Below are 19,426 nucleotides of genomic sequence, written 5' to 3'. Positions count from 1 at the left end.
ATGACTTTAAATACAACGGAGACATGTCATCTTCAAACTGGTGATACGCAAGTTTATTTTCTTCCATCTGGAGATGTATCAAATTTCTCTCACAACAACATAATGGTTAATCAGCTTTTCGGCAACGCCATCGACGGCTCGCTTAATAACATTTTCTTACGCGTTTTTACTAACGACAAAATTGACTTCTACCCCCTACTCGGAGTGAAATCGGCGAGTACTTTTTCAACTTCAGCAAACAAAGCAAAATGGGCTGGAACGGTTCAAGGAGTCGAATATGAAGTCATCTTCCACATGGCCAATGAACAAATGTGGTTCTGGGAAGTCAACCTAGATGGGAACGAACTTGAAGTGGACCTTATGTATGGACAAGATGTTGGTCTAGCTCATCCAAATGCGCTGCGTTCAAATGAAGCGTATACCGCTCAGTACTTAGATCACGCTGTATTTGAAGATGACTCGACTGGTTTTACTGTGTGCACGAGACAAAATCAACAACAAGGTGATGACTTCCCTTACCTTCAACAAGGATCTTTAGGAAAAAATATCGGCTATTCTACTGATGGCTTTCAATTTTTCGGGTTAAGTTACAAAGGAACCGATATTCCAGAAGCGTTAACGAAATCTGCTTTAGCTAATGAAACGTACCAATATGAATTTGCCTATACAGCTCTACAAAGTGAAAAAATGCAGCTACGCGGAAAGACTTCATTTGTTTTCTACGGCGCTGTTGCTAGCAATCATCCAGACGCGGTGAAGAACCCTTTGTTCAAACAAGAAATCCATCAAGCTTGGGCTAACTTAGATAAAGAGGAGCTTTCATTTAATACGATTGATTCGCTTCACAATTTAGCTTTTTCAGCAGCAAGAACGATCTCATCTTCGGCTATGACTTCAGCTGAAGTGGATGCACGCTATCCACAGAAAGTATTAGAAGAATGGGATGGCGATTCACTATTATCTTTCTTTACGCCAACGTATGAACATATTGTTTTGAAAGAAAAAGAACTTCAATTAGAACGTTCACATGGCCATATTGTGATGAGTGGTGAAAATCATCAACTAGGTGAACCTGTCATCACTTCCACTTCTTATATGCCTGGGGTGTTTAATGCCCAGCTCGTTTTAGGAAACACATCCATGAACAAGCTATTATCAAATGTCCGCAATCCGTTAAATATCATGAAGACATCTGGTCAACGAATTTATGTGAAACTCGATGGCAGGTATCAATTATTAACAATGCCAGCCGTTTACGAACTAGGGTTCAATTATGCTCGTTGGATTTATAAACTCGCTGATGACGAACTAACCATTACGAACTTTACAGTGGTCGATAAAAAAGCGGTAACTTTACATGTTTCTTCATCGAAAAATAAATCGTATGACTTTATGGTGACGAATCAAATTACGATGAATAACAATGAATATGACGTTCCATTCCACTTAGAGATTGAAGACGATCATTCATTTATTGTCACAGCAGATGCAAATTCTGACAGTGCCCATGTACATCCTGAACTTGCCTATCGATTTATGCTGAATGGATCTACGATGAAAGTAGCGAAATTAAAAGAAGCTTCACTCGTTTCTTTAGAAATCACCAATTCGAGCGATTGGACCTTAACCATGGAAGGTTCATTAGTGGGTGAATTCGGCAATGTCTCACCACTTGATTTTGACATGGAAAAATCGCGATATCAAACGTATTACAAAGGTGTGATGAATGGCTTTGCTTTGTCACTCCCTGAAAATCAAGAATCTGTGGAAAAAGTAAACGCGATTGCTTGGTGGTACACACACAATATGCTTGTTCACTATTCCGTTCCACACGGTCTTGAACAATATGGCGGAGCTGCTTGGGGAACGAGAGATGTTTGTCAGGGACCTACCGAATATTTCCTTGCAACTCATCAATACGACGGCGTAAAAGACATTATCAAAACACTGTACGCTCATCAATATGAAGATACTGGCGAATGGCCACAATGGTTCATGTTTGACGAATATCAAAAAATCCAACAAGATCATAGCCACGGCGACGTAATTGTGTGGCCACTTAAAGTTGTAGCCGATTATCTGACTGCAACGCATGACTATGAGATTTTGGACATGACCATTCCTTATACGGATCGCTCTGATTTTTCATTTACAGCATCTGCAACACTGATGGACCATATAAGAAAACAAATTAAATCAATCAAAGATAACTTCTTACATGACACACATCTTTCTTCGTATGGAGATGGGGATTGGGATGATACACTGCAACCAGCCAACCCAAAACTTAAACAATATATGGTGAGTAGCTGGACAGTTGCCCTTACCTTCCAAACCATTCGTAATCTTGCTACAAGCTTACAAACTGTGAATCCACAGGAATCACATGAATTAATGAGCTTAGCGGCTGGCATTGAAAAAGATTTTAAAACCTATATGCTGAACACCGGCGTCATTCCAGGTTTCCTTTACTTTGAAGACCTTGAAAACCCAGAGAACATGGTTCACCCAAGTGATAGTAAGACAGGCATTACCTATCGTTTATTGCCGATGACACGAGGCATGATCAGTGAACTATTGACGCCTGAAGAAGCAGCTAGTCATGAAGCTTTAATAAAAGAACATTTCTACTGCCCAGATGGCGTTCGATTGATGAATCGACCTGCAAATTACGATGGCGGTGTAAGTAAACACTTTAAGCGTGCAGAACAAGCGTCCAACTTCGGACGTGAAATTGGCCTTCAATATGTACATGCTCATATTCGTTTTGTGGAAGCTATGGCGAAACTTGGGCGTAAAGAAGAAGTATGGAAAGGTCTTGAAACCATCAATCCAATCGGCATTACGAAAGTCGTATCGAATGCTGAAAAACGACAAAGCAATGCATACTTTAGCAGTTCAGACGGCAACTTCAAAACCCGCTATGAAGCACAAGAACGCTTCAGCGAGTTAAGAACCGGACAAGTTTCTGTAAAAGGTGGATGGCGCATTTATTCAAGTGGACCCGGAATTTACATGAACCAATTAATTTCAAATGGACTTGGCATTCGCCAGCAAGCCGAACATTTAGAAATTGATCCAGTCCTCCCTGCTTCTTTAGATGGTTTGGAATGTTCATTTGTTGTTTATGGCAAACCAGTAACCATTCGTTATCATCTTTCTGGTCAACAAAGTGCTTTAGCTATTAATGGAAAAGAAGTAGCTTATGAGCGTCTTCAAAACCGTTATCGTCAAGGTGGCGTGAAGATTGCGAAAGATGATTTAAATAGAGTATTAACGGATGGACAAAACCTTATTGAAGTTTGGGTTTAATGCGTTTGATTTAAATATCGCTATGGGTGACAGCCTGCTGATTCATAGCGATATGATTGAAAAGATGCATATGAAATCAAGAATTGCTGCCGAAGATACAATTTCGGCAGCTTTTTGTGTTCTTTATCTTTTAACATTTTAGATAATGCAGTTCATAGTGAAGAACAAATAAAATAGTGCATTTGCGCGTGGAAAAATGTGATTGGGATTGGGTTCGGGGTTTGTAGGTAGAGTATGTTGTTTATTCCCTTTCAATTTGATTTAATCCCTCTCGTGACTGTTTTATTCCCTTTCGCGATGTATTTATTCCCTTTCGCGACCACTTTACTCCCTTTCATTCTGTGTTTATTCCCTTTCACCCATTTTATTCCACAAAAACACCCCCGAACAAAGTGAGTGGGGGCTAATTTGTTCGTTTTCGCTTCGCTCCTGCTGGTGTGGAGAATTTTTATGGTTTGTTCCCACTCGTTACTGTTTTATTCCCTTTTACAAAGTGTTTATTCCTTTTCATACGCCATTTATTCCTATTCAACCACGCTATTTTCCCATTCGCCCAATTCCAATAAGTTGCTTTTACAGTCATAAGTAGGTCATGTGAATAACATCACGTTTTACATTCTTTTCGACAAATTTCGCTGATTACTAATCTAAATTCTGCTCGCATTCGTATTCTATAAAAATGGAAGCTTTCTTTTAAGGTATTGGAGTGTGAACGCAAGAGTGAGTCAACACCATGAATATTCAATTTCCCAAAGAAAAGAAGCACTTGAATGCATGTACGACAATCACAATCTATGGTTATGGAACATCATCTATGGCAATCTTCAAGACGAACGTCATGCTGAAGAAGTCATTGCACATGTTTTCAAAGATGTTTGGAAGTGCGATCAAGTCCTTTTTACAAAAGATAGACAATTGATCGCACTTCTGCATCTTTGCAGAAGTAGGTTAAGCAACGAATAAAAAGGTTAGTTGATATATTGAGTGTTTTTTCCATTTCACTCACATATGTCAGCTAACCTTTTATAAATTATGAGCCGTCCCCTCGCATATACTTCAAAAAGGAGGCGGTACATATGTCACACTATTTAACTGTCACTCTTGGACTGGTTATGTGCTTGGGAATACTGTTCGGAACCTTTGTATTTTTCCTGACGTCTGCTCTACATTCAAAGGATGCATATACTGTGGATCCCCTTGAAAATAAGCATGAGCATTTATAATAGAAATTAAGCGACCGAAAGATCCACATTCGGTCGCTTGTTGCTTTTTATTTGGTTCTTTAAACTACACTGATGTGTAGCGTACATTTGTGCTGGCCGCACGTTCCGCATGAGCCAACAAGTATGAAAACCACATACTTGTGGGTCTCATTCTTCACGCTCTTGCGGCATGCTAGGCGCAAATGTACTCTTTTGAATTTTCTTCAATATCAAGTAAATTGTATTGAATAAGGGACCGATCCCGTTTTTCATTAAAGTGTAAGTTAAGTTATAACTAACTTTCGATTGCCATACATTTCCCTTAGTCTCAAATGCACTATTTCATATGTAATTCGTTATCTATTACAATCTTGAACATAGTCTTTAATAGTATTAGATAGTAAGGGCATCGGCATCAAAATTATGTGCTCCTGAATTTGAAGTGTATTCTTGTGAATTTGTTTAGAATTCCGCTAATTTGATTGGAGTGTAGGGCGGCGACTCCAGCGGGAATAGCATGAGCTGAAGACCCCGCAGGCGAGCTTGCTCGTCGAGGAGGCTGAGGCCATGCCCGCGGAAAGCGTCCGCCCGTAACGGAAATCGACAGAATTAATTAATTCTTACTTTAAATAGCCAATAGCTTGTCCTAGATAATTCTCTATTGCCTCTCCTTCAAAGTAATTAAAATGATTCCAATCCGTGGAAATGTGCGGCATTTTTATTTCGTTAATGGTAATCATATTATCAACATCAACTAAAAAATCATGTGAAAGACCCAAGTACTTTCCTGTTATAGCAAAATACTTCTTATTCGAATCTAAAGTATCAGTGGAATTTAGCTCCGTAACAAAACCGGATTCATTCGCAAGATCTTCGAATCCTCTTAATTTTTTTAATCTCATCAAACTCCAAAAATCTTCACTTTTTATTGAAATCCGACCATTCCCAAATGCTCCATTTACGACTAAACATAATCTCGCCAAAATCGGTATGCTCATTAAGATAGACCCATTATTAGGAGTGCCAGCCATTACTAATTTATCTATAGGTGCTCCATGTGTACTTTTTGCCGAACGACTTACTAATCCACCCATACTATGTGAAAACATCAATATTTCTTTACCGGGATACTTTTTCTTCAACAGAGCTAATTCTCTTGCTAATAATTCTCCGCTATCACTTATCTTCTCATCGACAGTAAGGTACTCAAACCCATAAACTTCATGCCCTTTTTGAAGATACTCAAACAAACCAAAGTAGGAATCATTAATACTGGATACTAACCCGTGAACTATTATAGCAATTGGCTTTTCGCTATCGAGCTGCCCACTCTCTTCAGACGCTTTTACTTTTCGAAATGAAGACTTGCCATCTGGTAGTAACTTAAAAAGACCGAGCTCGCTCGGTTTCTTACTAAACTTATTTAACACAATATAAAAACTTTGTTGATTTTCAACGGCAGTAGTGGATAGACTTTGATTTTCTGCAATTGCTTGAAATAACAAAGAATCCATCTGTTGCTTGGTGATCTTCGCCTCAACCTCATTCTCCTTAGTGGAATGACCAAGGATTTCGATTCTCGGAGAATATTGATTTAACAACTCTGCCAGATTTACAATTTCATCGTCCAGCAACTGGAGAAAATCATCTTGTATGGCAAAAAAGTATTCATCTTCGCCACATATTAACTGAAAGGAAAGGTCACTATTTACTTTAAAATTTTCAATTGTAACCCTGTACACCAATTTATTTGTTGAACAAGGAATGTATTTTATGAAGTCGCTACCTAAATCAACTTTATCTATCGAAATTTTTTGCTCATTAATTAAAAAAGGTTCTTCTTTTCGAGAATTAGCAACTTGTAGTGCACGTGTATTTATGATAATTTCACTGCCCTCTACATATATAAAAGCCTCATCCATCTAGATTCTCCTTCCTAAACTCGCGAGAATAAACTAAGTAACTATTATCTTAATCTATTTCAGTTCAATAAGTAAGAAATTTCCGTCAATTTCAAAACTTGGATGATTCGTTCTAAATAATGAAAACACAAAAAACCAGCAGCATCATTGCCACTGGTTAATTCCTTATAGATTCTCCATCCACATATCATAGCCTTCATCACTTAAGTGAACTCCGTCAACTGTGAACTCTTTTTTTAATTGACCGTCAGCAGTTTCAAAATGTTGATTCAAATTTACATACTGTACACCATTTTCCTCGGCCAGCTTTTGAAGAGCCTCATTGAATTGATCAACTGTGTCATTAGAAATCGTATTTCGAAACTCTTTATTATTAACAGGTAGAATGGACTGTACAATCACTTTGGTTTTCTTAGTATCAAAAGATTGAATGATTTTTTCCATATTCTTTTGGTATACGTCCAAATCCACTTCTTCACCAATGTCATTAATTCCAATCAAAATGTACACTTCTTTTGGATTACGCTTCACCACTTCATCGATTCGATTCAATACACCTTTCGTTTCATCATCTACAATTCCTCGATTCACGACGACCTCACCTGGGAAATAAGTTTGTAACTCTCCATGATCCGTGATGCTATCTCCAAGAAATACTTTATCCACTTTGTCATAATCAAAAGACTCGAATAACCGCTTCTTATGAAGATAATAGTCCGTATATTGGTCTGATGAAAAGTATGATTTAACAGCGGCCATCCCGCCTTGTTTATTTACGATAAAACTTCCTACTCCGATTAACAACAAGTTAATCACTAAAGATAGGACGAACAAAATCTTCAACTTCTTCAATCTGTACACTTCCTATTTCTTTTCCAAGACTCGCTTGGAATTACTAAAAATCATCACTACTATATTTATATAATAGTATTACCGATAGAGAGCCTCCCTAAACTTTATTGAAAATTATAAACTTTAGCTAACACAAAATTAGCTCTTTTTACATCAAAAGTGACATGGTCGCTCATAGAATCGAGAAGAGCAGTGCGAATCCATTCTCAATATATTCGATGAATTTTCAGCATTCTTTATCATGGAAACGAATGTAAAAAGCAGCCGAAGATACAACTTCGGCTGCTTTTGCATTTCTATTTAATTTACTAGTTAAAACGGTTATTACACTCCTGAATAGGCCAAAAAACCGCCATCTACGGGAACAGTTATACCCGAAACAAAAGAAGAATAAGATTCATCTGCCAAGAATAACATCGTTCCTAACAACTGTTCCGGTTCACCAAATTTTCGCATTGGTGTACCAGCGATAATCTTATTTGACCTTAACGTGTATGAACCATCTTCATTCAATAATAAATCCCGATTCTGTGTTGTCAAAAAGAACCCAGGGGCAATCGCATTGACACGCAAACCAGCTTCGGCAAAATGGACTGCCATCCATTGAGTAAAGTTATTAATTGAAGCCTTTGCTGCGCTATATGCAGGTACCTTCGTCATCGGAGCATATGCACTCATTGATGACAAATTAATAATTGCTGGCGAGTTGCTTTTCAATAATTCTCTCCCAAACACTTGACTAGGTAGGAAAGTTCCAGTGAAGTTGACTGAAAAGACTTGGAAGAACCCTTTCTCATCCATTTCAAAAAAGGACTTTCCTTGTTGACCAGATTCGAAAACTTCAAAGTCAGTAATCGCATCGGGATGATTTCCTCCAGCTCCATTGACCAATAGATCAATACTGCCGAATTCATTCAAAATAACTTCTTTTGCTAATTCTAATGAACTACGATCTAGAACGTCTGCTGATAATGAAATAGCAATTCCACCTGTAGAAATAATTTCTTTGACCAGTAATTCGCCCGTGCTTTTCGTGCGATTTAGAATGGCAACTTTCATACCTTGGCGGGCAAGTTCCTTCGACATGGTAGAGCAAAGTACTCCACTCCCACCAGTGACAACAGCCACTCTACCTTTCAAATTTTGATGTAAAGGTATCATCACTGAGCACCCACTTTTTCATTTTCATATGCATCCCAAAGACCTAGTAAGTACATGACACCAAGTGCACGGTCGTATAAGCCGTACCCAGGACGACAAACTTCACCGAAAATATGACGTCCATGATCTGGTCGTACATAACCTGTGTAATTTTGTTGATGGAATGCTCTGACTACATTTTTGATATCAATTGAGCCTTCTTGCGTGTAATGTGATGTCTCCACAAAATCGCCATTATCGAAAATTTTCACGTTTCGAATATGGGCAAATGGAGAACGATCTGCGTATTTCTCTGCAATTTCCACCATATCATTTGTTGGAGAAGCACCCATCGATCCAGAGCAAAAAGTAAGGCAATTTGATGGGGAATTGGAAATCTTTAATAACCGCTCATAGCTCTCCGCCTTATTCATAATTCGAGGTAAGCCAAAAATGGACCATGGTGGATCATCCGGATGGATAGCCATCTTGATATTGCACTCTTCTGCAACTGGTAATATTTCCGTTAAGAATGTTTCGAGATTACGCCACAATTGTTCTGTATCCACTTCTTTATATTCTTCAAAAAGTTCTGCAATGCGATCCAGTTTTTCTGGTTCCCAACCGGGTAATGTATACTCAGATGATTCAGCAACCATCGAAATCAATTTTTGTGGATCCATGTTCTCAACTTTTGCCTTTTCAAAAAATAAAGCCGTCGAACCATCATCAAGTGGATGATACATTTCGGTTCTAGTCCAATCGAAAACAGGCATGAAATTGTAACAAATGACTTTTACTCCAACTTGTGATAAGTTTCGGATCGTTTGCTTGTAATTCTCTATGTACGAAGCAGCTTCTGCATTTCCAAGTTTGATTGATTCATGGATATTAACGCTTTCTACCACGTCAGTATGAAATCCATAAGATTGTATGTGTTTCACTTCAGATTGGATTTCTCCCACTTCCCATACTTCGCCAACTGGTTTATCATGCAGCCCCCATACAATTCCCTTTACACCAGGTATTTGTTTAATATGCTCTAATGATACGGAATCATTATCTTTCCCGTACCAACGGAATGTAATATTCATGTGTTCTCCTTTAGTTTTTCTACGTATTTTTTAGTAACTTCTACAACTAACTCATGTGATCCTGAGTTATACGCGTTATTCAAATCGCTACCAATTCCAACTGCAATCGCACCAGCTGATAACCAACCAGACATATTCGATAAGTTCACTCCACCTGTTGGCATAATGTTCACATTAGGAATCGGGCCTCGGATTGAACCGATAATGGATGGTTCAAAATCATTTGCTGGAAACAGTTTCAAAATATCACATCCCGCTTCCAATGCCTCTGCCATTTCTTTCACAGTCATGCATCCAGGTAGATAGGGTATTCCATATCGATTACACATTGTCGCAACGTCTTTATTAAAAAACGGGCTGACAATAAATTTTGCCCCATTTAAAAGAGCGTGCCTAGCTGTCTCTGGATCTAATACAGAACCTGCGCCTATTAGCACATCTTCATTTTCTAAATCCTTAAAAACTTTCTCTACGAATGGAGTTGTATAGGTAAGTTCAATGATTCGAATGCCACCTTCGATAGCTGCTAAAGATATCGATGTTGCTTCATCACTGTCCTTTCCACGGATGACAGCAACAATTTTTTCTTCTTTAATCGTAGAGAGAATTTCAAATTTCTGCATGTGACAACTCCTAACACTATAGTTTATCGTTCGATAATTTTGTCTTGACGAATATAGGCTTCAACAACATTCAAATAAGGTAATCCTTCATTATCTCCAGATACAGTTGTAACCATCGCGCCCACTGCATTGGCAAAATTTAATGATTCTTCTGGTGTGAAACCATTTAAGTATGCAAAAATAAATCCACTATCGAATCCATCTCCGGCTCCTACTGTATCCACTGGTTGTACATCAAAAGCCTCTTTTGTAAACCACTTGTTTCCTATATATAATTTAGAACCACTCGCTCCATCTTTCAAAACGATCTGTTTGATATTGTACGTATGCGCGTACGATTCAATAGATTCTTGATCGATATCACCTAATAACAGCTCAAGTTCATCAACACCAGTTAGTAAAATATCAACATCTTTCAACAAATCACGAATGGTAGTACTCGCTTGTTCTTTTGTCCACAACTTCAAACGAATGTTAGGATCAAATGAAATGGGAATTCCTTTTTTCTTCGCAATTTCAATGACCTTTTTGGTCACTGCTAAGTGTGAAGTTGCAATAGCTAAAAATACACCTGTCAAATGAACGATTGAGATATTATCAAAAAGTTCTTCTGTAATTTCATCGGGAGTTAAAGTAGTAATCGGCGATTTGTAACGGTAGTAAAAGCTACTGCCTGATCCGTCTTCCTTAACTTCCTTAAAATATAAAGATGTAGGATATCCTTCAACGAACTCAACTGATGAGACATCCACACCCTCACCACGTGCAAAATTATAAATGACGCGTCCAAACTCATCCCCACCAAGTCGACTAATCCATCGAGGATTTAATCCTAATCGTGCACAGCCAATTGCAAAATTAAGTTCAGCGCCTCCAACCTTACGTGAAAATTCCGATACAAATCGTAGTGGCCCAGTTTGGGCTGGTTGAAAGGCAATCATTGCATCTCCCAAAGTGAGAACTCCGTAAGCCTTTTTCATGAACTTGACTCCTTCCATCCTCACATGCTTTTATATTTTCTTGAAATAATCAGGATGTAATTCTTTTAACTCATCCATGTGGACAATACCTTTAGTTAAGTGATCTTTCATAGTACTTTGCGCTAGCTGAACATCTTTATTTCTCAAACACAAGACAATTTTTTCATGTTCATGAAGAATATCTTCCCATCTAGATCTTCCCGTAGTGAGCAAACGTAGAATACGCACACGTTTGAATTGTGCATTCATTTGATCAATGGTCTGCCATGTCCGTTCTTTATCCAAACTCTGAAAAATGAGTTGATGAAACGCATCATCTTGATGCAAGAACTCCTTATAATCAGAATCTCCTATAACGATTTGCTGCATCTTGATGCTATTTTCCAGTTGAAGTAATGTTTTTTCAGTAATGTTTTCAGCTGCCAATTTAATTACACCGATTTCAAGTGTTTCACGCATAAACCTAGATTCTTCTACAAGATTAGGATCAATTAAAGAGACAAATGTCCCGATTTGCGGAATTATTTCCACCAAGTCTTCTTTTGATAGTTGAATAAGTGCTTCTCTTACTGGTGTCCTACTAACTCCGAGCTGAGCAGCTATTTCATTCTCGGAGAGACTAGTTCCAGGTTTATAAGTTAAATCAATAATATTTTCATATAAGTAGTTATAAACATATTGCCTTCGTGTATTGGCATCCTTTTTTAGTAGCATGTTCATATAATTCGTCCCCTTTTATTCTCCAAATATCAAGTTCGGTAAAAATAAGATTAAGTCAGGTAAGAATACCATAACTGCAATGACTGCTAAAACAGCAATGTAAAATGGGACTGATTCTTTAACTGTTTCTTGTGGAGATGTTCCCATAATCTGCGAAACCGTAAATAACGATACGCCAAGCGGTGGTGTCATAATGCCTAGTGTGGTTACTGTCATCATTACTAGACCAAAATGCACTGGATCGATACCAACACTAGTGACGATAGGTACAAAAATAGGAGTTAATAATAAGGCTATGACAGTAGTTTCTACAAACATTCCTGAAATGGCTAAAACCAAAATGATGATTCCAAAAAGAATATATGGGTTTTCAGAAATTCCTATTACAAGTTCTGAAAGACTCTGTGCTACGCGATCATACACAATGCCGTACCCAAAGATTCCCGATACGGAGATGATAAGCATGATGGCACCGATGTCGATAGCACTACTACGAACCGTTTCTATAAAGCTACTCCAAGTTAAATCTCGATAAATAACAACACCGACAAATATGGCATATACAGCAGCAAATGCACCAGATTCCGACGGTGTAAAGATCCCATATCTGATTCCGACGATAAGTATAATCGGGAAAATCAATGCCCAAATTCCATCTTTTAATGCTACTAAGACTTCTTTGATGTTCGGATATGTAGTACGTTCAGGTAAATATTGTTTTTTTCGAGCTGTATATGAAACAGCAATCATTAGCGCAATCATCATTAGGAAACCTGGTAAGATCCCCCCAGCAAATAGTCGACCAATGGATACTTCTCCAACTGCACCATAAATAATCAATCCCATACTTGGTGGGATAGTTGCAGTGATTAAAGAGGAAATACCGTTAATGGAAGCACCATACGCACGATTATATCCTTTCTTGATCATGTCTGGACCTAAGATTCGCGATTGCATTGCCGCATCAGCAACTGCAGATCCCGATACCCCACCCATCAATGTACTAAGGACAACACTGACTTGTGCTAGATTTCCATACATATGACCAGTCAAAACATCAGCAAGTCGAATTAAGCGTTTGGTAATTCCAGTGCTGTTCATTAGATTACCCGCAAAGATAAATAGTGGAATCGCAAGCATTGTAAATGATTGTGAAGGAACGAGTATGCGCTGGACCGCAATGGACAGCGGGATATCCGGTGTTGTCAGAAAGAACACAAGGCCCGAAATACCGATTGTGAAAGCGACAGGCATTCCCATGAGTAACAGGACAAGGAATATAACTAAGACTAATAACATGGTATCCTCCTATTTCATTGCCTTTGTGAGTTTGATAGCAGTTGTTATGAGCATGAGTATGGCACCAATTGGTACACTAATGGTTGCCCATGAATAACTAATGCCAAGTGTTTGAAACAGCCTTTTTGAACTCTCAAGTGCTAGCGGAACACCGTACCACGCGAGAAATCCAAGGAAGAGTATAATAATGATGTTCCAAAGAAGAAGAATATATTTTTGAACCACCTGTGGGAATTTCGTTAAAAACATGTCTACACTGACAAGTTCCGTATTTCGGAGGGCCATATCGGCCCCCAGAAAAACGATCCAAGCAAATAGCAAGAGTGACAAATCGATTGCCCAGTTTAATGGATAATCGAAGCTTCGAAGTACAGCAGATATAAACACAAGAAAAGTCACCGTAATCAAGAAAACTACAACCGCGATTTCTTCTAGTTTACAAAAGTATCCGTAGATTTTTTTCATGATATCACCCTCTTTTTATTACTTTATTTCCTCATTAATTTGCTCACGAAGTTCTGTAAGCCCTAAAATTTCATAAGCCTTATCTGCCGCTTCTTTAAAAGCATCCACGTCAACTTCATTAATTTCCATGCCTTCTGCCTTCATTTTTTCTTCATATTCTTCAGACATTCCAGCAATCATCTTCGCATTTTCTTCAGCTACAGCTTTCGTTTCAACAAGTAATAATTCTTGTAAGTCTTCTGGTAATGTTTCAAACCATTTTTCCCCTACAATGATTCCGTTGATAAGTTGGAAATGGCTCGTTTTGTTAACGTATTTTACAACTTCATATATACGAGATGAATAAGTAGAGGTATGTTGTGCTTCTGCTCCATCAATCGCACCTTGTTGGATTGCTGTGTAAACTTCTGTCCAAGGCATTGCGATTGGTGTTGCTCCCATTGCCTTAATTGATTCAGACCAAACTGGTGCTCCAGGTGTACGAATTCGGAGTCCGTCTAAGTCTTCTGGTGTTTCAATTGGTTCATTAGTTAAGAAGTGACGTGCTCCATCATACCAATTAAATGAAAGCACTCGGATATCATTTTCATCCGCTAATTCTTTTTCCCATGACTTAAATGTGTCTCCTTGGGTAATTTTTAGTACATCTTCATAATTGTCTGTTAGATATGGTGCTCCAATGATTCCGATATCTTCAACGTAGTTCCCCATCCGTCCGCCATCAGTAAGAACAGCAACATTTACCCCTTGGATTGCTTGTTCAATTACGTCTTCATCAGATCCAAGTTGTGCACTTGGGTAGACTTCCATTTTTAATCTACCATCTGACTTTTCATCTAGAATTTCACTTAATTCATTGAACCCTTCAACCATCGGATGTCCATCAGCCATTTGAGTGGACATTTTAAGTGTAAAAGTTTCTTTATCTCCCTCTGAAGCGCTTTCTCCTTCACTACAACCAGTCATAACAAACATTGATAATAAAGCTGCAACCCCTAATCCCACTGCTTTTTTCATTCTCGATCTCCCCTTTTAATTGTGATGTAATCGCTTCCAATACACTAGTATACTAGCATATAACAGAAAGTTTTGGCAATAGGTTGAATACAAAGATTTTTAAAAAAAGTTTGTCGAGTCACTTTCATAGTATCTTTTGATGATTGATACACGAATATTTGTAGTGTATTCCTTAGAATTTGTTAAGAATTTAGGTCATTTGATTGGAGTGACGTGCGGGGACTCCTTCGGGAAAAGTGCGTCTCGGTGTGACCCCGTAGAAAGCGTCCACCCGTTTCTGCATCGCTACTCTCACTTCGAAACATGGAAGTGCGTTGCAACGGAAATCTACAGAATCTGTGTCTTAAAATGTTCGTGTTTACATCTGGTTTTATTAATTATGAAATTGATTCTGTTTACTGGAAATATAGTTAAGTTAATATCCAACCAAAGCGAAGTACTATATTTATTTTAATCAACAAAAAAACTGACACAATAGCTCGAAGGCTTTTGTGTCAGTTCACATTTCAAGTATTCCTATATTCCGATAAATTACTCCATCGATAATCGATAAATAAACACCGCTAATTGACCGCGTGTAATATTTCGAGAAACACCAAATTGTGTAGTCGTAATACCATTCGTTATATTATTGGCGACTAGAGCATCAACTGCTTCTTTGTAACGAGGAGATACATCTGTAAATGAAGATGTACTGCCGTTTGCAGAAAGTTGATACGCTCGTTGTAAGATAATCGCGACTTCTCCTCGTGTTAACGGATCATATGCCCCAAAGCTTGTCGTGGTTTTCCCTCCAATTATTCCCGCTTCTTTTAGTGCGTTCACTGCTCCAACAGCTCGGTCTGGCACATCAGCAAAGCCAGATGCCCGAGCAGTTTGTGTATTTAAATTCAGTTCTTTTGCTAACCAGATGGCTGCATCTGCTCGTATAATATCCTTTGTAATGCCAAATTCAGTTTCTGATAAACCACTTGTAATTTGATTTTGTACTAGATACTCAACAGCTGAAGCATAAAAAGACGTGACGTCTTGAAACTTACTTCCACCTAAGTTTGATTGTGGATCCGGACTATTGACGACAACCATCGTCGATTGATCCTCATACATTACTGTTAAAGTCGTGCTGCCGTAGCCTTTTAACTCTATGCTTCCTGCTGTTGCAACCGCAACTGCTGTGTTGGCAGAAGTCCATATTGCTTCGTTCGTCACGTCTTGAACTTTACCGTCTTTGAATGTAGCCGATGCTTCAACATTAATAATGTCACCAGGTTTTCCTAATAGCGAGGTATTGTTCACTTCTAGTTTAACTACTGGATTTGTATTTTGTTGAGGTTCTGGAACATTCACGACGATAACCGACGTTTGTCCATCGTAAGTTACCGTTATAGTCGTACTACCAAAGCCCTTCAATTCCACTTGCCCATTTGTGACACTAGCAACCGCCGTGTTGGCAGAAGACCATTTGGCGATGCTCGTTACATTTTGAACTTGTCCATTCTTATAATTAGCGAATGCAACCACATTTTTAGTATCCCCAGGTATTCCAGTTAGATTATTCGCGCTTAATGTAATACCCGTCACCGGATTAGCTACTTCAAAATCGATTGCCTCTGTTAAGGATGAAGCCTGCATTAGACCATATCCAAAAAGTGTATCTCTCCCAACCGCTCCAAGATCCTGCGTAAGCTCAATTAGTACCCGACGAAGCTCTTTATTCGTAAGTTGTGGATACGCTTGCTTCAATAATGCAAGTTCACCGGTTACAAATGGAGTAGCCATCGAAGTTCCGCTCAAGTATGCATACTCATTTCCAAGATATGTACTTAAAATTCTTACACCAGGAGCTGCTATTTCTACGGCTGGTCCTGTTGATGAAAAGGAAGCTCGATTGGAAAAGCGATCTACTGCACCTACCCCTATAACAGACGCATAGCGGGCAGGAAAATCTACCGTATCATCTAATCCCTCTGGAGCTCCGTCATTTCCAGCAGCGGCCACAATTAACAATCCACTTGAATAAGCCTTTTCAATCACCGAGCGAAATGCAAAGGAATCATCTTGTGTCCCTGCGCTTAAGTTGATGATGTCCATGTCGTTCGATATCGACCAGTCAATACCTTGAATCAAATCAGATAAAAAAGCCTGGCCGTCTTGATTAAATGCTTTTACCGAATAAAGTTCCGTTTCGTAGGCAACCCCTTTTACGCCAAAACTATTATTACGAGCAGCAATAATTCCAGCAACATGGGTTCCATGACCTTGATCATCCCTGTAGGAAGAAGTATAGTCGACCGTCGAAACGCCTCCAGCAACCAACAAATCACTATGAAGTGCAATACCTGAATCAATAACCGCTACTTTTACTCCCTTGCCTGTAAAACCAGAACTCCAAGCAACTGGTATATTGGCCAACTCAATCCCGTAGTCTTCCACCTGTGCGCTTTGTTTAATGATAATATCTTCCTCGACATACTTTACCGATGGATCATCAAGAAGTTCCTGCAACGAATTTTCCGTTATCTCAACTTTTGCAATAGACACCTCATTGTAAGTCTCACTCACTTCACCGCCTGCATCCTCTACCGTATTATCGATTTCCGTTGTACTTAGTTCCTCATCAAAAACAACCAACATTTGCTTTGTTTCATTACTATCAGCATAAGCCGCGTCATTCCCGTAAGCAGAAAATACTAGAGCTATAGACATTACTCCATAAACGAATCTTTTCATGTTCATATCCCCTCTCCATATATAACGCTTGCTAATCTGAATATTAGTAAACTACTTACTATTATAAACGAATATATCAGTGGTGAAGACCACATCTAATGCGTTTTTGTTTCCAACTAAAAGATCATTTTTACAATTAATTATAGAATTTTCACAACCAGACCAACCTAAAGTACTACTTTCATATGAACGTTTTTATTATTTTCCATAGAATTCCTCTTTACTAGGATAAAGCACACTTAAAATGAATTTACTTCTTTTAATGGAGGTTAATAGTTTAGTTACTGGATGATGTTACTAGTCATTTGGATAACCGGGTACAATGTCGTATTTACAATCTCTCAAATTCTGAACACGTAAAATAGCAGCCGAAGATACAAATTCGGCTGCTACTTTTTTGAGTTTATCTGAAATTATTCTACTCGATTATGCATTTTTAATTCTTAACAATAACTAACCACTGATAAGATCCATTAATTAACTGAGCCATGCCAATTCCGATTTCCTTTTGTTCTGGCGTATACATAGACACTTCATTTATCGCTTCATCTGAAACTCTAGAGAAGGCATATTCAACTGATCCAGATGTAAAACGTTCTTGCATTTCCCCGGTTACCTGTTCCCCATATAAATGTTCATAGAAATCTTCATAAGGGTAAAACTTGTCACTATACTCTGATGGATATTTTGCAAATATCCTTGTTTTAATGCTTGCCATCTCAGATAATCGGTCGTTCAACTTAAGTGCATACAACCCCTTTTTCACTCGAGCCTCGTTAATCAAAATGACCAATTCTTCTGCTTTTTTGTTCAATTCATCTTCATCTAACCATACAGTTTTCACTCTTTGAAAAGTTACGTCATCATATTGAACGAATTCAAGCGACATTCTGTTGAATTCCTTATTTAAAGTTCTTGCAAAAAACGCGGCAAATTCTTGACGAGTGATTGATGCATATGGTTTGTATGTCCAATCTTCATAACCATATGAGATGCCTCCATGTGATAAAGCGCTAATGGCTTTATTAGAAGGGATGGTTGGAGGAACATCCTTATATCGCACATCAAAGCGATCTAAAGGAATGTCATATGCCTTAGTCAAAATGATTGCCATTTCTGACCTTGTTAGGAAACCGTTCGGATCGAAATAGCGTGATCCATCCTTAGCAATCTTCCCTTGGATAAAGCCATATTCTACCGCTTGAGCTACTGACGTATAAAAGCCATCTCCCATTTTATAATCTGTAAACCCTGGATCAGGTGCACCTTCATAGGAAACAGGAAGCTCACGGACAATTATTGTCACAGCTTCTGCTCTCGTAATAGGAGCATTCACTCTAAATGTTCCGTTTGAATAACCTTTTACAAGATTTCGCTCTGCTAAATAGTTAATTTGTTTCTCAAAACGTGGCCCTACATCCGAAAAACTTCCTGCAGCTTGTGCAGACAGTGGTAGAACAAGTGACAAGGCTAATGCAGATATAGCCATTTTCATATTCCATTTCCTCAATTTAAAACCCCCATTTATTAATTCCAAATTATCCTAGACCTTCCACCTAAACTATAAATGATTCCACAACAAAAAGTATCGAAAACTGGAAATTTAATTACATTTACCTAGTGAAATATAAGGTTGTGTATGCTGTAAATATTTTGTTAGAACCACTGGAAACATAAATTTATTGCATTTCTTTATTTCTTAAATACTTCGTCAAAACCTTTTCTGTTAGATAACCCTTCGTTCGGAACATTTCGATTCCAACTTGGAGCTCGATTTTTCCAACTGAGCAATCGCTGCGGGAGATTCATGAACTTTCCTTCATATTGAACACCTAGTTTTCTGATAACCATGACATTATGACTATAAAATCCGCCAATAAAAATATTCAACATGAAAAAAACCTCAAAAAATAGGCTCAACCTCTTTTTTCTTAAGCAATACCAGGAACATTGTCATATATTGTTAATTAGTAATAAAGAATGATATAAATATTTCCAAATATTCTGTAAAATACAATTATACTATTTCGGGTTACTTAATATCCGAAATAGAGACTAACATATTAGGAG

Annotated in this window: 16 protein-coding genes; 3 read left to right on the top strand and 13 right to left on the bottom strand. The window is 38.2% G+C overall.

Annotation, left to right across the window (positions count from 1 at the left end; all coding sequences use genetic code 11):
• From ACFPYN_RS00290 to ACFPYN_RS00280, 3 genes are all read left to right on the top strand, one after another.
• On the top strand, positions 1-3,312 hold the full coding sequence (locus tag ACFPYN_RS00290) for a GH36-type glycosyl hydrolase domain-containing protein (RefSeq protein WP_377731873.1): 3,312 nt from the start codon (positions 1-3) through the stop codon (positions 3,310-3,312).
• Positions 3,281-3,454, top strand: a complete 174-nt coding sequence (locus ACFPYN_RS00285) for a hypothetical protein (protein WP_377731872.1) — start codon at positions 3,281-3,283, stop codon at positions 3,452-3,454. The genes ACFPYN_RS00290 and ACFPYN_RS00285 overlap by 32 nt, the downstream gene beginning before the upstream one ends.
• A 566-nt stretch (positions 3,455-4,020) precedes the next feature.
• On the top strand, positions 4,021-4,275 hold the full coding sequence (locus tag ACFPYN_RS00280) for a hypothetical protein (RefSeq protein ID WP_377731871.1): 255 nt from the start codon (positions 4,021-4,023) through the stop codon (positions 4,273-4,275).
• Between the two features lie 859 nt (positions 4,276-5,134).
• Here the strand turns inward: ACFPYN_RS00280 and ACFPYN_RS00275 are convergent.
• From ACFPYN_RS00275 to ACFPYN_RS00215, 13 genes are all read right to left on the bottom strand, one after another.
• On the bottom strand, positions 5,135-6,436 hold the full coding sequence (locus ACFPYN_RS00275) for a lipase family alpha/beta hydrolase (protein WP_377731870.1): 1,302 nt from the start codon (positions 6,434-6,436) through the stop codon (positions 5,135-5,137).
• A gap of 165 nt (positions 6,437-6,601) precedes the next feature.
• Positions 6,602-7,297, bottom strand: coding sequence for a GDSL-type esterase/lipase family protein (locus tag ACFPYN_RS00270; protein ID WP_377731869.1), 696 nt, complete (start codon positions 7,295-7,297; stop codon positions 6,602-6,604).
• 315 nt (positions 7,298-7,612) lie between these two features.
• A complete protein-coding gene (locus ACFPYN_RS00265; RefSeq protein WP_377731868.1) occupies positions 7,613-8,449 on the bottom strand; it encodes an SDR family oxidoreductase in 837 nt (278 codons plus the stop codon).
• Positions 8,449-9,522 (bottom strand): mannonate dehydratase, encoded by a 1,074-nt coding sequence (uxuA, locus tag ACFPYN_RS00260; protein ID WP_377731866.1) that lies wholly within the window; start codon positions 9,520-9,522, stop codon positions 8,449-8,451. Before uxuA ends, ACFPYN_RS00265 begins: the two co-directional genes overlap by 1 nt.
• Positions 9,519-10,145, bottom strand: coding sequence for a bifunctional 2-keto-4-hydroxyglutarate aldolase/2-keto-3-deoxy-6-phosphogluconate aldolase (locus tag ACFPYN_RS00255; RefSeq protein WP_377731865.1), 627 nt, complete (start codon positions 10,143-10,145; stop codon positions 9,519-9,521). Before ACFPYN_RS00255 ends, uxuA begins: the two co-directional genes overlap by 4 nt.
• A 23-nt stretch (positions 10,146-10,168) precedes the next feature.
• The gene (locus ACFPYN_RS00250) at positions 10,169-11,125 is read right to left on the bottom strand and encodes a sugar kinase (RefSeq protein WP_377731864.1); all 957 of its coding nucleotides are present in this window, start codon (positions 11,123-11,125) and stop codon (positions 10,169-10,171) included.
• A 30-nt stretch (positions 11,126-11,155) separates the two neighbouring features.
• Positions 11,156-11,845: a GntR family transcriptional regulator gene (locus ACFPYN_RS00245; RefSeq protein ID WP_377731862.1), complete on the bottom strand. Its 690-nt coding sequence runs from the start codon at positions 11,843-11,845 to the stop codon at positions 11,156-11,158.
• A 15-nt stretch (positions 11,846-11,860) separates the two neighbouring features.
• Entirely contained in the window at positions 11,861-13,144 is a 1,284-nt protein-coding gene (locus tag ACFPYN_RS00240) for a TRAP transporter large permease (protein ID WP_377731860.1), read from the bottom strand.
• Between the two features lie 9 nt (positions 13,145-13,153).
• Positions 13,154-13,609 carry a TRAP transporter small permease gene (locus ACFPYN_RS00235; protein ID WP_377731859.1) on the bottom strand — a complete coding sequence of 152 codons (456 nt, stop codon included), beginning with the start codon at positions 13,607-13,609 and terminating at the stop codon, positions 13,154-13,156.
• 18 nt (positions 13,610-13,627) lie between these two features.
• Complete coding sequence (locus ACFPYN_RS00230; protein ID WP_377731858.1) at positions 13,628-14,626, bottom strand: C4-dicarboxylate TRAP transporter substrate-binding protein; 999 nt, start codon at positions 14,624-14,626, stop codon at positions 13,628-13,630.
• A gap of 531 nt (positions 14,627-15,157) precedes the next feature.
• A complete protein-coding gene (locus tag ACFPYN_RS00225) occupies positions 15,158-17,356 on the bottom strand; it encodes a S8 family serine peptidase (protein WP_377731857.1) in 2,199 nt (732 codons plus the stop codon).
• 436 nt (positions 17,357-17,792) lie between these two features.
• Positions 17,793-18,866, bottom strand: coding sequence for an S-layer homology domain-containing protein (locus ACFPYN_RS00220; protein WP_377731856.1), 1,074 nt, complete (start codon positions 18,864-18,866; stop codon positions 17,793-17,795).
• Positions 18,867-19,048: 182 nt separating this feature from the next.
• Positions 19,049-19,249: a hypothetical protein gene (locus ACFPYN_RS00215; protein WP_377731855.1), complete on the bottom strand. Its 201-nt coding sequence runs from the start codon at positions 19,247-19,249 to the stop codon at positions 19,049-19,051.
• Positions 19,250-19,426 lie beyond the last annotated feature (177 nt).

It is taken from the genome of Paenisporosarcina macmurdoensis, assembly GCF_042658845.1.
Taxonomy (GTDB): Bacteria; Bacillota; Bacilli; order Bacillales_A; family Planococcaceae; genus Paenisporosarcina; species Paenisporosarcina macmurdoensis.
Note: the sequence above shows the minus strand (reverse complement) of the source record. Positions and strands in the feature narration are given on the sequence as shown.